Raw genomic sequence first — 16,963 nt, 5'->3', positions numbered from 1 at the left:
CCCTGCTGGCCCCGGTGATTCGATTCTGAGCAGGATGTAACGGCGTGGGCGTTGGCGGCCTCTTTCGGGGAGGGCTGGATTGCCGGCGTCGGAAGGTGCGAGGCTCGGCATGGTGTGGCGGCAGTTCGGGGTGTACGGCGCCGCCGGTGGACTCCTTGTCGAGCTGCTTGCGCTCTTCGGCGCTGTCACCGCTTGGCAGGCGGCTCTGCGGACACAGAGCGGCCGCGTTGCGAAGCGTCCGGCGCGCCTGAGGACGTTCGTCGATGTTCAGACGCACAGCTGCACCGGTTTCGGTGAACACTGGTACTCACCGCCGGCGCGGAAGCAACCCGTGCCTGGAGATCGATGCATTCTTGCCCAGTCACTGCGAAAGGGCGGAACGGTGGCCATCCTCTGGGTCGAAAAGCTGGCCCTGTATCCGCCAGCGGACGGGTTCCATCCCCGGACGCCGCTCGCCTTCGCCTCGCGCGGCTGTCACGGAACCGTGGATAGTGGAAGGGTCAGTCGTCTGGGGACCACCGGCCTCCGGCCTTGCCTGCGAGCCCACCAGCGCCCATGGCGACGTGGGTGGGGTTTTCGCTTCAGCGCGGTGCTGCGCGTACAGCTTGGCGTACGGTCCGCCAAGGTCGAGCAGGTCTTGGTGCCGACCGGATTCGATCAGCCGGCCGTGGTCCAACATCAGGATGTGATCTGAAGCCGGTGCCAGGGACAGATCATGGCTGATCAGGATCGTCGTCTTGTCGCTGGTCAGTCGGCGCAGTGGTTCGATCACGCGCTGGACGGCACGCGCGTCCAGCCCGGCGGTGGGCTCGTCCAGGACCAGGATCGGGGTGTCGCGGACGATGGCCCTGGCGATCGCCAGCCGTTGCCGCTGCCCACCGGAGAGCCGCTGGCCGGAGCTGTCCAGCACGGTCTGATATCCCTCCGGCAGGGCGGAGATGAACTCGTGGGCGTCCGCCGCGACCGCCGCGGCCACGATCTGGGCATCGGTGGCCGAGGGCCGTCCGTAGGCGATGTTGTCACGCACGGTGCCATGGAAGACCTGGGTCTGCTGCAGCACCAGGGTCACCTGTTCGCGCAGCGATTCGGTGGTGATACCGCGCAGGTCGAAGCCGTCGAGCCGAATACTGCCTGAAGACGGGTCGGCGAAGCGCAGCAGCAATTTTGTGATGGTCGACTTGCCGGCGCCGCTGGCCCCGGTGATCACCACCAACTGGCCACGGCGGACCGTGAACGACAGCTCGGTCAGCGCGGGCCGGTCGGCGTCAGGATAGCGGTAGCTGACCCGGTCCACGCTGATCTCGCCACGGGAGTGGGCCAGCACGTGGGCACCCGCGTGGTCGACGACCGTCGGTCTTGTGTTCAGCAATTCCGAGATGCGGTCGGAGCTCGCTGTGGCCGCGTTCACCATGATCGTCAGAGAGCCGAGCTGGCGCAGCGGAGGGTAGAGATAGCCGAGGTATGCGGTGAACGCCAGCACGCCCCCCGGGGTCAGGTGATGCTGGCTGATCTCCCAGATCCCTGCGCCGACCACCAGCAGCAGCGCCGTGACCTCCGTGATGTCCACCAACGGCGCGTACGCTCCGGACATCCGTGCTTCGCGGACCTTGGTTCGCATCCAGGACGCGCCGTGTGCGTGCAGCCGCCGCTGTTCGGTCTGCTGTTGGTTGTAGGCCTGCACCAAGGGCAGGTTCGTCAGGCTTTCCTGGACCGCAGTGGTGATCATGCCGTTGTAGTCGCGCTCGTCGCGGGACACTGTCTTGATTCTCTTCGAAAACGACCGTGCCGCCAGTCCGAACAGCGGGGCGAGAATAAATGACGCGAGTGCCAGCTGCCAGGATACGATCAGTGCCGCGCCGGCGTAGAAAATCGCGGTCACGATCGCGCTGACGGTTTCGACCGTCCCGGACGCGGTCAACTGTTCGACCATCTCGATGTCACTGGTCACCCGGGCCACCAGGTCACCGGTGTCATGCCGGGCGAAGAAGTCGGGGGAAAGCTGTTGCAGGTGCGCGTATACGGCGTCGCGCAGGCGAAGCAGGAACCGCTCTGACACCCAGGAGGTAAGGAGGCCGCCTCCGAACGAGGCGAACCCCCCGACTGCGGCCATGCCGACCCAGATCGCGGCGGGCCGCCAGAACCCGCGGAGGTCGCCCGTGGTCAAGGCGTCGTCGATGATCACACCGAAGGTCCAGATCGCCACGGTCTCCGCGACCGCACTGATCACCAGCAAGAGAATGGCCAGCAGCAGCAGACGGCGTTCGGCGCGGACATAGGGCCAGAACCTCCGGAATGCCTGACGTACCGACGCCGGCTTCGTGGGGCTGTCCGCGTCGTTCGGGTAGGTGCCGCTGTCGCTCGCCGCGGGAATAATGGCGGTCACGCACACCTCGTTTCGAGTCGTTCCATCGACTGCGGGTTGGCCGGCCGGGTTGGGGAAAGAGTGAGGGCCGGCGCCTTCGACGCGCCGGCCCCTCTCCCTCTTTCGGGATCAGGACTTGCTTGTCCTGACCATCAGAACAGGATCAGCGACCGTAGCGACGGTTGCGGTTGTACCGCCGGGAGCGGTCGTGGTCGTTGCGCCGCGAGTCGTAACGGTCGCGGTGAACCGGCTTGAAAGAACCCATCGTGATCTCCTCCTCAATACAGTTTGAATCTGTTCCGTCGGCGCGCCCCGACATCAACGACGGTACCCCGGAAATCGACAAGCGGACTTGGCGAGAGAAGTGTCGTCGAACACGTCGCGTAGACCGTGAAAACTGCGTAAGGAAAGGCGATTTCCGGCCATGGTCCGCATTTGCGCAGAGTGCGCAAATGCGACGCCAGTCGATGAAAAGTAACACACCACGCAACCCTGTAGATCAACTCCTGCGCCCACATCGGATTACAGTAAAACTGTCGCCGATCTTGACAGCTTCACGGGCCGGCTTGGCTCGCGCATACCTGACAAATGGGAAACAGGAAGCGCGGCAACCGACCTTCCTCGATTCGCTGTCTGGCCCGAGTTTTCACGTCTGAACTGGGCGATCAGGAACTTGATGATCACGCATGAAGCCCCTGGGTGATCATGCTTCCTGCGACAGAAAGTCGATCACACCAAGGCCTCCAGTTGATCAGCGTGCGCAATGCCGGCGTTGCGACATCCGGAGCCTCACCCGGTCGCGGCCGGAGCTCCACTGCCGGCGAGGGACCGGTCCGCTCGTTGCCGGAGTCATCGGCCGGGCGGACCCTGTCGTCGGGGCTCCACAGGGCGGCGAAGGCGGGCCTCGCCCGTGACGGGTAGTTCGCGAGCAGCTCGCTCGGTGAAGCCGAGTCGCCAAGCGAGCCTGACGAGCACGGCTGCCGACGGCACCGCGCAGGCGACGTGCGCCGCCGGAGTTGCCGGGGTTGACCGCGGCGTCGGTTTGGCTGTGCGCGGCGATCGTCCGAGCGTTGCTGCGTGCCTGCCGGCGCAGTCGACGGTCGGTTTTCTCCCGTGTCTCACACAGAAGTCACCCAGCGCGACGTGCCGTGCACTCACTGGTATTGGTGATGCCCGGTGGGACTCAATCGCCGCACATCCAGCCGTATTTGCCGAGTCGTGGCCGGAGTTTGCGGTCGACGCTCCACATGGCGTTGCCCGGAGCGGCCAGCAGGGCCAGGGCAGCGATGATGTACCCGATCGACGGGCCGATGTCGGTGGCGCCGGCCGCGGACCGCGGGAGGCCGAACGCCTCCGCCGCCGACCAGATCCCGAACGAGTACACGGCGCTCCCAACATACACCACATTGCACAGCGTGCCGGTGAGCAGGCCGACGGCGATGAGCGTTTCGACGATGGCCGTCGCGACGCCCATCCCGGTGGGCGCCAGGGCGGCGATGTACTGCCACAGGTCGATCCACTGGCGGATGACGGGAGTGGTGATCTGGTCGTGGATGCCGAACTGGTGGGCGAACACCTGGCCGCGCAGGAAATCGGGGCGCCACTTGAGCGAGGCGTCGATCGCCCACCACCCCGAACAGGATCCGCAGCACGCCGGCCAGCCGGCGGCGGCCGGAGACCGGAGCCGCCGACTGATTCGGCTCGTGGTACTCCTGCATCTCCCGGGGCGCCGGGGCCGTCCTGGTTTCGTCCGCGAACCCCGCCGGGTTGGCCCCGACGTCGCCGTCGTGCGGTTCTCCGTGTTTCACCGTCGCTCACTACCCAGTGAACCGCTCGTGGATTCCCAGCGCTCCTGCTGCAGCAGCTCGAGGACGCCTTTGTTGTTCTCCGCCATGGAAACCTCCTTCTTGTCACCTGAAGGCTTCCCGGGAACACGAAGTTCATGCCTCGAACTTTTCTGCGACGGCAGCTCGCCCTCGTCGCCGGAGGAACGGCGGGACCGGTGTCGGCGTGGGCGACCGCCCAGACGTCACCGGTCCCGCAGCGCAAGGGCCGGTACGTGCCGGAGTCGACTGCACACCAGGCGAAGATGCTGCCTGCTGTTGGTTCCACGCTCGGCGCCGACATCCTCGAAGTAGGCGAGCGCGGGCTCCGCCGGGTCAACCGCATGAGCTGGAGCTCGTCGACCACTGGCGCCGCTGCCTCGACAACAACGCCTCCTGCCTTGCGCTCCCGATCGACCCGATCCCCGACGTCATCTCGGTCCTGGGCTACGCCGACGACGCGATCGTGGTGACTGCGGTGCTCCGCGCGGTCGTGCGCCGCGCCGGCCTCGACACCGTTGGTGCCGCAGGCCGGGCACCGACGACGGCGTCGACGAGTTCGATGCTGTCGTGGGGCAGTGCGGTGCCGGGTGGTGAAGGGGAGGTCGTTGCAGCCGATCGATCCCGCCCCGGAGGCCATCGCCCTCGGGGACCGTTATCTCCTGTGGTGCCGTAGGCTGCTCGAACGTGTGGTGGCGTTCATCTCAGCATTGGACTTTGCAGTCCAGTTGAATCAGGATTATTAGACCCAATGACCATGCGCGAACAAAACCATGAACTGGGGCGACTGCGCCGGCCTCAGTTGCGACCGACCCTGATTGGCCGCCCCAACCGCAGGGGATCGCGGCTTCCAGCTGGACTACTTCAGCCAGTCGGCGTAGCGGGTGGGAGCGATGCGGGCCCCGTCCTTGGTGGTGAGGACGTCGTCCGTTACCGCGCTGAATATGCCTGCGTTGTTGTCGACCGTCACCGTGCGGCTGTCACCCCTGGCCGCGAGGGTGATGCGACCCAACTCATCCAGCGGGTAGGTGTCCGGGCCACCCAGGTCGAGGGTTCCGTTCAGGGGCGCGCCAGTGGCGACCTGCGCGACGGTGGCGGCAACGTCAGCCGCTGCGACGGGCTGCAGCAGAGTTTCGGGTAGGCGCACGGTGTTTTCGTCGGCGGTCCAAGTCAGAACCGGGTCGATGAACTCCATGAACTGAGTAGCCCGGACGATGGAGTATGGAACCGGACCGGCCTTGAGCAGATCCTCCTGCAGCGTCTTGGCACGGTAGTAGTCAAGCCCCGGTACCTGATCGACGCCGACGATTGACAGGACGACGAAGTGTCCGACGCCTGCCTTCTCGGCCGCGGCCACAAGGTTGCCCATTGAGGTCCGGAAGAACGTGAGCGCGGCCTCGTCGAAGGTCGGGGAATTGGTCAGGTCTACGACCACGTCAGCGCCGGCCAGCGACTCCTCCACACCTTGGCCGGTGATGATGTCGACCCCGGTGGACCTCGAATGCGGCACCGCGTCGTGCCCTGCCGCCCTCAAGTCCTCCACCACTTGCGACCCGATCAACCCGGTCCCGCCGATGACTGCGAACTTCACGACCTGCTCCCACCCTTCCGAATGCCCACAATCTCGGACACTTTCTATCCGAGAACATACACGGACACAGCGTATCCGAGTCAAGTCGTACGGTGTGATTGACTGACGGAGTGAAGATGTCGGGCGGAGTCGAGTGGGCACTGCACTGCTGTGTCGTGCTGACCTCGGTGGACGAACCAGCTCCCGCCGCCCGGCTCGCCCAGCTGCACGACGTCTCGCCCAGTTATCTCGCCAAGCAGCTCCAGGCTCTCTCCAGTGCTGGGCTGATCCGCTCGGTCCAGGGCAAGGCGGGTGGTTACATCCTCGCTCGCTCCTCTGGGTCGATCACCGTGCTCGATGTCGTCGAGGCCGTCGACGGGCCGTCACCGGCTTTCGTCTGCACGGAGATCCGCCAGCGAGGCCCGCTGGCCACCCCGGCCGAGGCCTGCACAGCACCCTGTGCGATCGCCCGCACCATGGCCGGCGCCGAACAGGCGTGGCGTGAGGCGCTCCGCTCGGTGTCCATCGCGGACCTGGCCCGCGACGTCGGCTCCTCCAACCCGGGTGCGCTGGCCGGCATCAGCACCTGGCTTCGTCAGGCATAGGGGCACGACCGCCGGACTCGCCGGCTGACCCCGCCTGCCGGTTCAGCCGGCCGGCGACCGGCCCAGCTCACGCCGCACGCAGCAGAGCGTCGACGGTGCGAGCTGCGGGCTTCGGATGGAGCATTGGTCCTACGGACGATGTTGCACGCCGTCCGCCGTACGCTACCGAATCGGACACCCGGTTCATACACCAGCGCTGCGGCCACGGCTGGTATTAGCTTCTTGACTGCCCTCAGTGGACGAATCCCGGAAGCAGCCCGAGAGCAGGAACCACCACGCCCGTGCACACCGTCATGGAGACGACGTTGCCGACGAACGGGTGGATCGTGGCGGGGAGCCGGCGGGAGGTGTATGCCGCGAGGGGTGGGGCGAGGATCGCGCCCAGGATGGCGCCGGCAGCGATGGACGGGGCGGTCGGGCCGTGATGCGCCCCGGGTCTGGTGCAGGTCTCGTTGTCTGTCACCGAGCCCGGGCAGGCTCGAAGGGCTGATCGTAACGTGACGCTTGGTGACTGGCTTCAGCCTGGGCTGGGGTGCGCTGGCCGAGTTCGCCGTGGACACGGCGGTGGATGTACCAGTCGACGTATTCGGCGACGGCGATCTCGACATCGCGAACTGATTGCCAGCCGCGGCCACGAACGACAGGGTTATGGATCAATTCGCCCTTGAACAGTGAATTGAACGCTTCGGCCATCGCGTTATCGTAGGAATCTCCGCGCGAACCGACCGAGACGACCACTGCTGCTTCCGCCAAGCGCTCGGTATAACGAATCGCTCGATATTGAACTCCGCGGTCGGAATGATGGACGAGGCCGGTCACGTCGTGTCCGGCCCGTTTCCTGGCCCAGATCCCCATCTCGAGCGCGTCGAGGGTGAGATTTGTGTGCAGCGAGGTCGACACCTGCCAGCCCACGACCATTCTTGAGAACACATCGATGACGAACGCGGCATACACCCAGCCGGAAAATGTCCGGATATAGGTGATGTCGGCCACCCAGAGCTGGTTCGGCCGGTCAGCGGTGAAGCGGCGGCCGACCAAGTCCGCCGGAGACGGCGAAGCCGCAGGTGCGATGGTGGTCCTGGGCCGCCTGCCTCGCCGTAGTCCCTGCAGGCCCTTCTGGCGCATCAGCCGCTCGACCGTGCAGCGAGCCACGCGGATTCCCTCTCGGTTGAGTTGCGCATGAATTTTCCGTGCTCCGTAGACGCCGTAATTATCGCGGAACACGCGCTCGACCTCGACGAGCAGTTCCACGTCCCGCACAGCACGTTTCGACGGCGTGCGCTTCTTGGCTGCCCAGAAAGTTCTCGGGGCGATCCGCACATCCGCATCGTTCAACACCGCGCAGATCGACTCGACCCCGAGCTTCTTCCCCTCGACAACTCGCTCGCGGTGGCCGTCGATATCGTCGACGACCACCGCGAGCGGAACCTCCCGCCAAGGGGCGGAATCGTCCGGCGCTACTTGATTTTGCGGTCGAGCTCCGCGGCGGCGAAAAACGCCGAGGCCGTCTTCAGGATCTCGTTCGCCCGCCGCAACTCACGCACCTCGCGTTCCAGCTCGGCGATCCGCGCCGCATCATCGCTGGTGCGGCCGGGTGCGGTGCCGGCGTCGATCTCGGCGCGCTTGACCCACGTCCGCAACGCCTGCGGGTGCACGTCCAACTGGCCCGCGACCCGGCGGATCGCCGCCATCCGCTGCCCCCCGGCCGCGATCGCGTCCAACGCCATCCGCGTCGCTCGCTCACGCAGCTCGTCGCTGTACTTCTTCGGTGCCAGCATGCTCTGCATCCTTCCTGGGATCAGAGCCTGCACCAGACCCGGGGCGCATCAGCCAGGACCTGCGTGGTGAGCAGGGCCGGGAGCAGCGCGGTGCCGTGGACCGGAGTCAGCGGGTTGAGCAGGTAGGTGAGCAGCGTGCCGGCGAGCAGGCCGGCCGAGCTGATTTCGTTGCCGTGGAACGGGGCTTCGGTGAAGTCGGCCAGGACGCGGCGGAGGACCCACGCCGGTCCTTGGCGGGGCGGATCGACCGGGCCGGGTGCCGGTGCCGGCCGGTGGGGGAACCACGGCAGGTTCCGGCACAGGGGAAACGCGAGCAGCGCACTGAGCCACATGCTGCCGGCCGTGCCGATCGAGGTGGGCAGCCCCAGGGGGTAGCACACGAACTGGACGAGCCCGATCGCGATCGGCGTCGTCAGCGCGGCGCCCAGGACGGCGCCGGTGAGGGCCACCCGCCAGCCCGGCCCGTAGAGCAGCACGACCGAGGGCGGGATGGACACGAACGCGACGAACGTCGGCTGCCACGCGCCCGTGGCGGGGATCGTCCAGCCCCACGCGAGGTTCGACAGCAGCAGCCCGAGCAGTGCCGAGCCGGTGAGCCACGGCCACACCCCGGTGCGGGCGGCGATCGGGAACCCGGCCCAGCGGCGCCGGCGCGTCGCGGCGACGTGGGCGAGCCAGCCGCCGGCGAGCAGGCCGAGCCCACCGAGATCGGTTTTGAACGACTGCGCCTCGGTCGTGTCGCCGAGGCACCAGCGCAGGAATGAAGGAAGCCGGGAGTACGCCCGCTCCTGCCACCCGTCGTAGCCGGGAAGCAGGTGCGGCAGCGAGCCGCCGACCGCCGAGAGCAGGTAGGCGAGACCGGCCGCCACGGCGACGAACCGCAGCGAGTGATGCCGCCTTCCGGGAACACCGGCGCGGGTCGCGCGACGAATGGGGCCCGGCGCCGTGCTCCGTGGACTCGCCGATTGAAGTCAGGCGGCCTTCTGACCCGTTTGTTCGTCGAGATGGCACAACAATGAGCAGGAAATCATCAAGGCCTGTCACGCGTTGGGGCGGTTGTACCGGCGAGGACTCACGGTGTGGGCGGTCGCGTTGCCGCCGAAGGTGTCTGGCACGACGTCGCCGTCCTCGATGAAGAACTTCTGGTACGTCTGCCACATGGGAGCGAACACAATGGACTGTCGGACGGTGAACTCATCGTACGCGTCCCTCGTCCGCCCGCCGGAGCTGATCCTTGAAGAGCGCGTTGAGGATTGCGTCGATGAGCGATCCTGCGAGCGCCTGCGCAGCTTCCGTGTGGCCGGGATCGAGAGCATCGCGCGCGGCTACCGCGAAAGGGATGTACGGAGCGACAGCCGTGGTCACGCAGGCCGTGACCACCTCGCGGCAGTCCACTGAGATGTGTCGTGGCGACCGTGGGCTCCAGCCGAGCCCACGGCCATTCGTCAAGCCACGACACCCCACCAGAGCATGGTCTTCCGCAATCAAGACCTACTTTCGCCACAGGATCGAAATACTCGACCGAGCGGCTAAACAGCGCGGCGATGCTCCGATTGCCGGAGGCCTCGGCTCATGCGGGTGCCGCTGTGTTGGCATTGTGTCCGGCGAGCAGGCGCGTGATGACGTGGTCCACCGTCATCACGTCTCCGAACATCTGCCAGAAGCTCGCGAGCGAGGCGTTGTGCTCCGCGTCGGACATCGCCGCATTGGCGTCCGACAGCATGACGGTGCGGAAATTCATCATCATCGCGTCGCGCGCGCTGCTTTCGCAGCAGAGGTTGGTGGCCGTGCCGCCGATAAGCACGGTGTCGAAGCCCTCCGTCCGGAGCCGCTCGACGATGTCGGACGAGCCCTGGATGAAGGCACTGAAGCGGCGCTTGGCCACGCGCCGGTCTTCGGGTCGCACATCCAGCGTCGGCCACAATGCATGTCCGGGGGAGCCTTCGGCCATCGCCGCCACGCGGCGGGCCCGTGCTTCCGGGGTGGCCATGCTCTGATGGACACTCCACTCCGTGTCGATGCTCGCGTCATGCACGTTCTGTACCCAGAATACGCCGCCACCGGCGTCGCGTATTGCGGCGGCGAGGCGGTTCACCGCGGGAACGATGCGTTCTGCCATCGGGCAGGCTGCGTGGCCGATCTCCGGGTCGATGAAGGTGACTTGCATGTCGATCACGACGAACGCAGTGCGGGCAGGGTCCAGATCTTCGAAAGGATGCTCGGTGCCGCACCGCCCGGCGACGCGTGCCGGAACCTCCGGTGGGATGGCGAGTTCGTGCATGGCGATCTCCTGCCTGTCTGCGACATGACCGGTGGGGGTCAACGCCTCATCTCGGCGCCTGGCCTTGGCCACGAGCCTACTGTTCATCTCATTTCCGTGTCAACGAATGTCTGAGCTGAATTCAGTACTATTGGCATTTAGGACAAAAGTTGTGCTCCGCTTCGTGATGTCAGTGTGACGAAATTGGCTTGACCGAGGGTTCGCGGCTCGGTCCGAATCCGGGGCGTAGTAGCTGCCACGACCAGGCTGGGGACGGTCTCGGCGAGCAGTTGCCACGGCTCGGTAGTCAGTGACCGCTGCTTGATCCAAAACCGGAGGCGATCATGCAGGCAGGCTTCCGTCAATGATCAGCAAAGGATGAATGGACGAGTAGCTCCTACTTCGTTGAACCGATAGGCGGTGCAGAGGCTGCGGCAACCCGCGTCCGGCTGCAAGAAAGAAGCCGACGCGCGGCGCCAGCCCGCGAACCACGGTCTTCGATGTCCCAGCTCGGCTTCGGTCGCAGAGCTGCCACGATTTCTAGCATTGCGTGAAACTTCTGTACGCAGAATCGAGAGCAGCTGTCGGTCGCGGCGTCGACCGCCGACCGGCGGGCGGTCAGTGGCAACGACCGTGCTTGCCGATCGACGCTGCAGTGTGGCGGCCGGGCGCGGAAAAGACCTCGCCTGCAGGGGTTCCGTCGAGGCGCTCGGATTGACGCCGTCGCGGCGTTTGGCTCGTCCGGGTCGGTCGATTTCGACCACGACTCCTGCGTGGTGTGTCAGGTACCGGGCCATGGCGGTGCGGGTCCTCGCTCTCCCCGGCCCGCAGCGTCGGGTGTTCGCCGGCGAGGTCCGTCCGCACGCGCGTCGACGGTGACTCGCCGAGAACACCACCTGTGCGGACATCGACCGTTGCCGCGAACTGAGTGTTCACATGGGTGCCGATCAATGACGGCATCGGGGAACTCAGTAAGCTCCCTCCGACCGGGCCGGGGCTAGCGACCGCGAGTGGACAATTCCTGGCACAGGCTTGCAACCAGTCAGTCGAAGGGCCACACCCGCGGCGGTCAGCTCACCGCCCGGCACCATCAGGCGGCGAGCGCGATCGCCACCGTCAACTGGCGACGTGGTATCGGCTGGTGATGGCGACGCGGTTGAAGGCGTTCATCACCGTGACCAGCCAGGCGACGGCGGATACCTGGTCGGCGGTGAGTGCGGCCGCGGCGGCGTCGTAGTCCTCGTCGCTGACGTGTCCGTCCGCGACGCGGGTGATCGCCTCGGCCAGGCGCAGAGCGGCGCGGTCGGTCTCGGAGAAGTAGCCAGTCTCTTCCCAAGCGGGCAGCACGGCGATGCGGTCTGGGTTTTCGCCTTTCTTGAGCGAGTCACGGGTGTGCATGCGCAGGCAGAACGCGCAGCCGTTGATCTGGGAGGTGCGGATCCGCACCAGCTCGACCAGGAGCGGGTCGAGCCCGGCTGCGACGGCGCCGGCGTCCGTCTCCGTCGAAAGGGCGATGAGGGCCTTGTAGGAGGCCGGGTGCTGCTTGTCGATGCTGACGCGCTGCGTTTTCGGCACGGTTTCTACGATTCTTTTAAGCGTTATTTGTTAGCCATTGGCTGTTTTGGTCGATACGTCCAATCTGGCCGACTTAGAACTGCTCCTGGGGTTGTCGGCACGGTGGGAGCCACCGGAAGCCGCCCTGGCCCGGCCTGCGGCGGCCGAGCCAGGGCGGCGCGACCACCGACGGTGATCACGCCGACCGGTCAGGTGTGACTACCGCTTGGGCGCCGGAATCCGCTTGCTGGCCTTGGCTGCGAGCTCCTCATCGCTGACCATGGTGAGCATCGGGACCCCAGGGGTCATCATCGCGACCACGACGAGGCGAGTCGTCCTGTCGTCCAGGAAGTTGGCGATCGTGTAGTGGATAACGTCGCCTCCCGGTTCCCAAAAGGCTTCTCCCGCCTTCACTGGGTAGGGTGCTTCGCCCTCGAGCTCGAACAGCATCTCGCCCTCGAGCATGTAGCCGAAAACGGGGCCTGAGTGACGATGCGGACCGATACCGGGGTCTCCCGGCGGCAGCTCGAGTATCCGGATCATCGCGGAGGAACCCGGCGCGATGATCGGTGGCACGACTTCCAGCAGGTCGTTCTGCTTCATATTACTGACAACGGGCATTTCGTCCTCACTAGGTTGTGTGTGTCGTGCCCTCGCCGGAACTTCACTGGATCCAGCACGTATTGCGAATCAGGCAAATTGACCATGGTTCCGATCTCTCGGGCCTCTCGGCCTCGAACAGTGGTGGCTTGCGCGGACCTGCTCGCTACCATGCCTCGTCGCCTCGTCGTGATCTCTCATGAGGGGGACGAGGTAGCCCTTCGAGGTGTGACAGCTCAGACGTGATCAAGTTTGTCCGGATTGGTGAACCTGCGGTGGGCTGGCGATCGGCCCGTCTGCGATCGGCACCGTGTCAACTGTGCGGACGCGGCCCTGCGAGAGCAACACGAGGTTGAGCTCACGGCCGACCTGGAGGGCATCGAAGCGGTCCGGGCACCGCTGCCGACCCACGCGCACCGTCACCTCAACGATGCGCTGGCCACAATGGATGAACCTGCGTACGGCCCAGACCTTGCCGGAGGTCTGCACCACGACCGGCGGGGATTCCATCGATCGTCGCGAATCGTGCGGCGTTCCTTCGCCGGTTCCGGTGAAGGAACTTTTTCTGGCCGGTGCGCCGAGTCGGCCGCGGGTGAGGATGCCCAGCTTCAGGGGCGCACCAGACGCGGCTTTCGGCGAGCGGAGAGCATCACGCCGACGGATGTGACGGCTCGGCAGGGGGGTCCAATTCCGGTGACGCCTCGCGGATCCGGGTCCAGAGCCTTATCACTCGATCGATGTCCGCCCTGTCCACGTGCTGGATGAACATACGGCGAACTCCGTCGAAGTGCACGTCCATGGCGGCAGCGATCTCGCGCTCACCGCGCGGCGTCAGGTGGGTGAGGACGGCTTGGCGCCCGGGGGTGCTGTCCCGGCGGACGAGCCCGCGTTCCTCGAGCCGGGCGACGATGCGAGTGATCCCTCCCGGGGTGACGAGCACCGCTCGGGCGAGGTCGACCATGCGCCGCCGCTTCTCGGGTGTCCGCCAGAGCTGGTATAGCACGTCGAACTCGCTCAGGGTCAGGCCGACGCTTTGGCGCAGCTCCGCTTCCAGAGCGGGCAGGATCGCCGTCTGCACTTCCAGGACACCGCGCCATGCCAACAGCTCCCGCGAACTCAGATGAGGGACGGCCTTCTCCACGATCTGGGGCGGTGGCGCCGGGGGGCGGAGACGCCGTGTCTGCTCGGGTTCCCGGTCGGGCATTCGGCATCGAGCACGGTACGCCCGCTGACGGCAGGCGGCGGAGCAGTACCGCGGCGGACGGCCCTCCTTGCCCGGGGCCAAGGGGCTTCCGCAGACGAGACACGTCGGCGTCGACACCGGGCCTCCTCGTGACGAAAGTAGTCGCTGTCACGTTACATCACGCTTTCACAGCTCCGACCGCGGGTTTTTCCGCAATAGATCGCGAGTACGAGCGGACCTGAATCGAATCAACGCGGACAGATCTCAGAAAGTTGTTGACGAAGAAACAAGATCGCGATAATGTGATCGGCGTCATACGGCGGCCGTCTGGCTCGTCGAGGGCGACGAACAGGAGAAATTACATGGGCGTGCGAACGACCGGCTGCCATCACATGGCTTTCGTCACGAACAACATGGAGGAGACTGTCAAGTTTTATAACGGCCTCCTCGGTTTCCCGGTGGTCGTGACCCTTCAGCTGCCTAACCCGGACCCGTTCCCGGGTGCGGTGCCCGGCAACCTCGGGGGCAGTCGGCACTACTTCTTCCGGATCAGCGAGCAGGACACGATCGCGTTCTTCGAGTTCCAGGACGTGGAGGTGCCGGCGGACAACTCACTGCTGGGTGCCGGCAACCACCTCGCGATCACGGTCCCCTCCGAGGCGGAGCTGCAGAAGGCCAAGAAGCTCCTGGAGGACAACGGAGTCAAGATCAAGAGCGAGCTGGACCACGGGTTCTGTCACTCGATCTACTTCGAGGACCCGGTCAACCAGATCGCGCTCGAGTTTGCCACCTGGCAGCACGCGTGCGACGTGGAGGAGCCCTTCCTCCAGGACCCGAACCCGGTCCCGGCGGCCCTGGCCGCGATCGGCCCGGAGCGCTATGCGCGATACCAGCTGCACTACAACCCCGACGGCCACGGCGGCGAGGGCTCGCGCGACTGATCCCGGCGCCGTCGAGGGACTGACGTGAACCCGGACCGACCACGGCAGCGGCGCTGTGCGCCGCGGAAGCGAGGATGTGCATGATCGGGGCCGCCGCCGATGAGAACGAGGCTCTCGCCTCTCCGGTGCTTGTCTCGGGTGGGGGATCGCTGGAGGAGCTGCCCGGGCTCGTCGACCGTCTCGGGGTGCGCAAATCGCTGTTGGTGGTCGGTCCGGGCGTAGTGCGGACCGCCGAGCGGGTGCGGAGCCTGCTCGGCGGCCGCTGCACCGGTACCTTCAGCGATGCCGTGGCGCATGTGCCCTCCTGGGAGTCGAACCTCGCGGTCGCCTCCGCGCAGGAGGTGCACGCCGATTCCGTCATTGCGATCGGCGGCGGTTCCGCCGCCGGGTACGCCAAGATCGTTGCCCTCGCGCTGCGCCTTCCCCGCGTCGCCGTACCCGCCACTCTTTCTGGGGCTGAACTGACCTCGCGGTATTTCGTCACCACGGAGAAGGGAAAGGAGAGCGGGAACTCGGAGCGGGTGGCCGTGCGGGCCGTCGTCCGCGATCCCGATCTGCTCACGGACGTACCGGTGTCCGTGCTTGCATCGAGCGGCATGGGCGCGGTGGGCGCCTGCATCGACGTGCTCGCCCGGCCGGGGGAGGCCGGTCGGGCGGACGCGACAGAGGGGCTGCGGCTGCTTTGGGACGCGTTGCCGCGGCTGATCCGCGAGCCGGCCGATCCCGGCCTGCGTGAACGGGCGCTCGCCGGCGCCGCGCGCGCGGGCGCCGCTCTCGAAGCTGCGGGCCCCGGCCTGGCGCAACTGGTCGCCGAGGACCTTGGTGCCACCCACCGCGCCGATCACGGCGCCCTCATGGCCTGCCTGGTACCGCACGTCGGCGTAGGAGTCGAGCTCGTCAGCGAGCTCGCTGGGCCGGGCTCCGTGGCCGACGCGCTGCGCTGGTTCGCCGCAAGCCTCCGCCTGCCGGTCGACCTCGGGGCCGTGTGCCCTCCCCTCGACCCTCACGCCGTAGTGGCCCGCCTCGCGGAGCGGCGGGACGTGGCCGACCGGGCCGATCCCGACTCGATGCTGATGCTCTTGAAGGAGGCGTTGCGATGACCACGCATTCTTCTGTACCGCCGATGCGCCTCGACCCCTTCGACTACGAGGCGCGGCCCGTCCGCGTGGTGTTCGGGCCGGGCCGGATCACGGAGGTGGCCGCCGAGGCGGATCGGCTGGGCCTGCACCGTGTCATGCTGATCGCGGACTCGCGCGCCCCGGGCGGGGACGCCTTAGTCACGGCGCTGGGGGAGCGGCTGGCCCTGCGCTGGGACGAGATCGCTCAGCACGTCCCGATCGACCTGGCCGAGCGCGCCCGTAAAACCGCCGCGGCGGACGGGGTCGACGGTTTGGTCAGCCTGGGCGGCGGCTCGGCCACCGGCCTGGCGAAGGCGATCGCGCTGGACACCGGGCTGCCGATCGTCGCCGTGCCCACGACTTACGCCGGCTCGGAGTTGACCACCGTGTACGGGATGACCGGCAAACAGCGCAAACGCACCGGCACGGACGAGCGGGTCCGGCCCGCCATCGTGATCTATGACCCGGAACTGACCCTCGGCCTGCCGCCCGAGGTGACCGGCCCCAGCGCCTTCAACGCCATGGCGCACTGCTTCGCCGCGTTGTGGTCGCCCAAGCGCGACCCGCTCACCTCCGCGCTGGCGATCGAGGCCCTCCGCTCGGTCGCCGCGAGCCTGCCGGCCCTGGTTGAGGATCCCGCGGACGTGCAGGCCCGCGCCGGCCTGCAGTACGCCGCGTTCCTGGCGGGAACGGCACTGGGCCGCGCAGGCACCGGGTTGCAACACAAGATTTGCCACGAGCTGGGCGGGCAGCTGAACCTGCCACACGCTGACACCCACGCCGTGGTGCTGCCGCACGTCGTGGCGCTCAACGCGACCGACGGCCCGGACTGGGCGGCGCGGCTGGAGCCCTTCCTCGGATCCGATCCGGCGCGTGGGCTGTGGGAGCTCGCCCGGCGCTGCGGGCTCTCCACCGACCTCGCTCGGCTCGGTGCCCGCCGCGAGCACCTGCCCGCCGTGGCGGAGGCCGCTGCGGGCGCAGTGAACCCCGTGCCGGTCGACGCGCCGACGATCGAGGCGCTGCTCGGGCGCGCGCTCGGCGACGAGCCCCCGTGAGCAAGCTGATCATGATGTACACCCTGGTCCTCGACGCGGGCGGGCCGGTCGGTGGAGCCGGCACCTCTCGCTTCCCGACTGACCCGGACCGAGTACCACCACAGTGACCGAAAG

The 16,963-nt window shown here is 67.0% G+C and carries 16 protein-coding genes; 5 read left to right on the top strand and 11 right to left on the bottom strand.

The genetic code is table 11. The annotated features are described in order from the left end of the window. Positions 1 to 361: 361 nt before the first annotated feature. Positions 362 to 2,383, bottom strand: coding sequence for an ABC transporter ATP-binding protein (locus tag ACQPXB_RS27935; RefSeq protein WP_432844976.1), 2,022 nt, complete (start codon positions 2,381 to 2,383; stop codon positions 362 to 364). Between the two features lie 1,162 nt (positions 2,384 to 3,545). After that, the gene (locus tag ACQPXB_RS27930) at positions 3,546 to 3,938 is read right to left on the bottom strand and encodes a hypothetical protein (RefSeq protein ID WP_432844975.1); all 393 of its coding nucleotides are present in this window, start codon (positions 3,936 to 3,938) and stop codon (positions 3,546 to 3,548) included. A 596-nt stretch (positions 3,939 to 4,534) separates the two neighbouring features. On the opposite strand from ACQPXB_RS27930, the gene ACQPXB_RS27925 reads away from it, so the two are divergent. Next, positions 4,535 to 4,861: a YkvA family protein gene (locus ACQPXB_RS27925; RefSeq protein ID WP_432856816.1), complete on the top strand. Its 327-nt coding sequence runs from the start codon at positions 4,535 to 4,537 to the stop codon at positions 4,859 to 4,861. Positions 4,862 to 5,044: 183 nt separating this feature from the next. Here ACQPXB_RS27925 and ACQPXB_RS27920 read toward each other — a convergent pair whose 3' ends face one another. Then, complete coding sequence (locus ACQPXB_RS27920) at positions 5,045 to 5,776, bottom strand: SDR family oxidoreductase (RefSeq protein WP_432844974.1); 732 nt, start codon at positions 5,774 to 5,776, stop codon at positions 5,045 to 5,047. Positions 5,777 to 5,892: 116 nt separating this feature from the next. Between ACQPXB_RS27920 and ACQPXB_RS27915 the strand changes: the two genes are divergently transcribed. Continuing rightward, positions 5,893 to 6,360 (top strand): RrF2 family transcriptional regulator, encoded by a 468-nt coding sequence (locus ACQPXB_RS27915; protein ID WP_432844973.1) that lies wholly within the window; start codon positions 5,893 to 5,895, stop codon positions 6,358 to 6,360. A gap of 232 nt (positions 6,361 to 6,592) precedes the next feature. Here ACQPXB_RS27915 and ACQPXB_RS27910 read toward each other — a convergent pair whose 3' ends face one another. From ACQPXB_RS27910 to ACQPXB_RS27875, 8 genes are all read right to left on the bottom strand, one after another. Continuing rightward, positions 6,593 to 6,823 (bottom strand): hypothetical protein, encoded by a 231-nt coding sequence (locus ACQPXB_RS27910; RefSeq protein ID WP_432844972.1) that lies wholly within the window; start codon positions 6,821 to 6,823, stop codon positions 6,593 to 6,595. After that, a protein-coding gene (locus ACQPXB_RS27905) for an IS3 family transposase (protein ID WP_432844971.1) occupies positions 6,820 to 8,138 on the bottom strand; the annotation gives its coding sequence in 2 pieces (ribosomal slippage) (positions 6,820 to 7,844 and positions 7,844 to 8,138; 1,320 coding nt in all). The genes ACQPXB_RS27910 and ACQPXB_RS27905 overlap by 4 nt, the downstream gene beginning before the upstream one ends. Before the next feature lie 20 nt (positions 8,139 to 8,158). Continuing rightward, complete coding sequence (locus ACQPXB_RS27900; protein WP_432844970.1) at positions 8,159 to 9,007, bottom strand: hypothetical protein; 849 nt, start codon at positions 9,005 to 9,007, stop codon at positions 8,159 to 8,161. A 701-nt stretch (positions 9,008 to 9,708) separates the two neighbouring features. Further along, a complete protein-coding gene (locus ACQPXB_RS27895; RefSeq protein WP_432844969.1) occupies positions 9,709 to 10,419 on the bottom strand; it encodes an isochorismatase family protein in 711 nt (236 codons plus the stop codon). Positions 10,420 to 11,514: 1,095 nt separating this feature from the next. Next, the gene (locus ACQPXB_RS27890; protein WP_432844968.1) at positions 11,515 to 11,973 is read right to left on the bottom strand and encodes a carboxymuconolactone decarboxylase family protein; all 459 of its coding nucleotides are present in this window, start codon (positions 11,971 to 11,973) and stop codon (positions 11,515 to 11,517) included. Between the two features lie 198 nt (positions 11,974 to 12,171). Continuing rightward, positions 12,172 to 12,555 (bottom strand): cupin domain-containing protein, encoded by a 384-nt coding sequence (locus tag ACQPXB_RS27885; protein ID WP_432844967.1) that lies wholly within the window; start codon positions 12,553 to 12,555, stop codon positions 12,172 to 12,174. A gap of 243 nt (positions 12,556 to 12,798) precedes the next feature. Further along, entirely contained in the window at positions 12,799 to 13,044 is a 246-nt protein-coding gene (locus tag ACQPXB_RS27880) for a hypothetical protein (RefSeq protein ID WP_432844966.1), read from the bottom strand. 157 nt (positions 13,045 to 13,201) lie between these two features. After that, entirely contained in the window at positions 13,202 to 13,693 is a 492-nt protein-coding gene (locus tag ACQPXB_RS27875) for a MarR family winged helix-turn-helix transcriptional regulator (RefSeq protein ID WP_432844965.1), read from the bottom strand. A gap of 404 nt (positions 13,694 to 14,097) precedes the next feature. On the opposite strand from ACQPXB_RS27875, the gene ACQPXB_RS27870 reads away from it, so the two are divergent. The 3 genes from ACQPXB_RS27870 (at position 14,098) to ACQPXB_RS27860 (ending at position 16,849) form a co-directional block, all read left to right on the top strand. Further along, positions 14,098 to 14,676: a VOC family protein gene (locus ACQPXB_RS27870; protein ID WP_432844964.1), complete on the top strand. Its 579-nt coding sequence runs from the start codon at positions 14,098 to 14,100 to the stop codon at positions 14,674 to 14,676. Between the two features lie 80 nt (positions 14,677 to 14,756). After that, the gene (locus ACQPXB_RS27865) at positions 14,757 to 15,776 is read left to right on the top strand and encodes an iron-containing alcohol dehydrogenase (RefSeq protein ID WP_432844963.1); all 1,020 of its coding nucleotides are present in this window, start codon (positions 14,757 to 14,759) and stop codon (positions 15,774 to 15,776) included. Next, positions 15,773 to 16,849, top strand: a complete 1,077-nt coding sequence (locus ACQPXB_RS27860; protein WP_432844962.1) for a maleylacetate reductase — start codon at positions 15,773 to 15,775, stop codon at positions 16,847 to 16,849. Before ACQPXB_RS27865 ends, ACQPXB_RS27860 begins: the two co-directional genes overlap by 4 nt. Positions 16,850 to 16,963: the final 114 nt, after the last annotated feature.

Origin of the sequence: Amycolatopsis sp. CA-161197, assembly GCF_050942255.1 — a bacterium.
Lineage (GTDB): Bacteria > Actinomycetota > Actinomycetes > Mycobacteriales > Pseudonocardiaceae > Amycolatopsis.
The sequence above is the reverse complement of the archived record's forward strand: the minus strand, read 5'-3'. Positions and strand labels throughout refer to the sequence as shown.

Bases quoted from the DNA above. Each gene is read 5' to 3' on its own strand.
- ACQPXB_RS27860 (WP_432844962.1), top strand. From the start codon at position 15,773: ATGACCACGCATTCTTCTGTACCGCCGATGCGCCTCGACCCCTTCGAC.
- ACQPXB_RS27885 (WP_432844967.1), bottom strand. From the start codon at position 12,555: ATGAAGCAGAACGACCTGCTGGAAGTCGTGCCACCGATCATCGCGCCG.
- ACQPXB_RS27870 (WP_432844964.1), top strand. From the start codon at position 14,098: ATGGGCGTGCGAACGACCGGCTGCCATCACATGGCTTTCGTCACGAAC.
- ACQPXB_RS27895 (WP_432844969.1), bottom strand. From the start codon at position 10,419: ATGCACGAACTCGCCATCCCACCGGAGGTTCCGGCACGCGTCGCCGGG.
- ACQPXB_RS27915 (WP_432844973.1), top strand. From the start codon at position 5,893: ATGTCGGGCGGAGTCGAGTGGGCACTGCACTGCTGTGTCGTGCTGACC.
- ACQPXB_RS27865 (WP_432844963.1), top strand. From the start codon at position 14,757: ATGATCGGGGCCGCCGCCGATGAGAACGAGGCTCTCGCCTCTCCGGTG.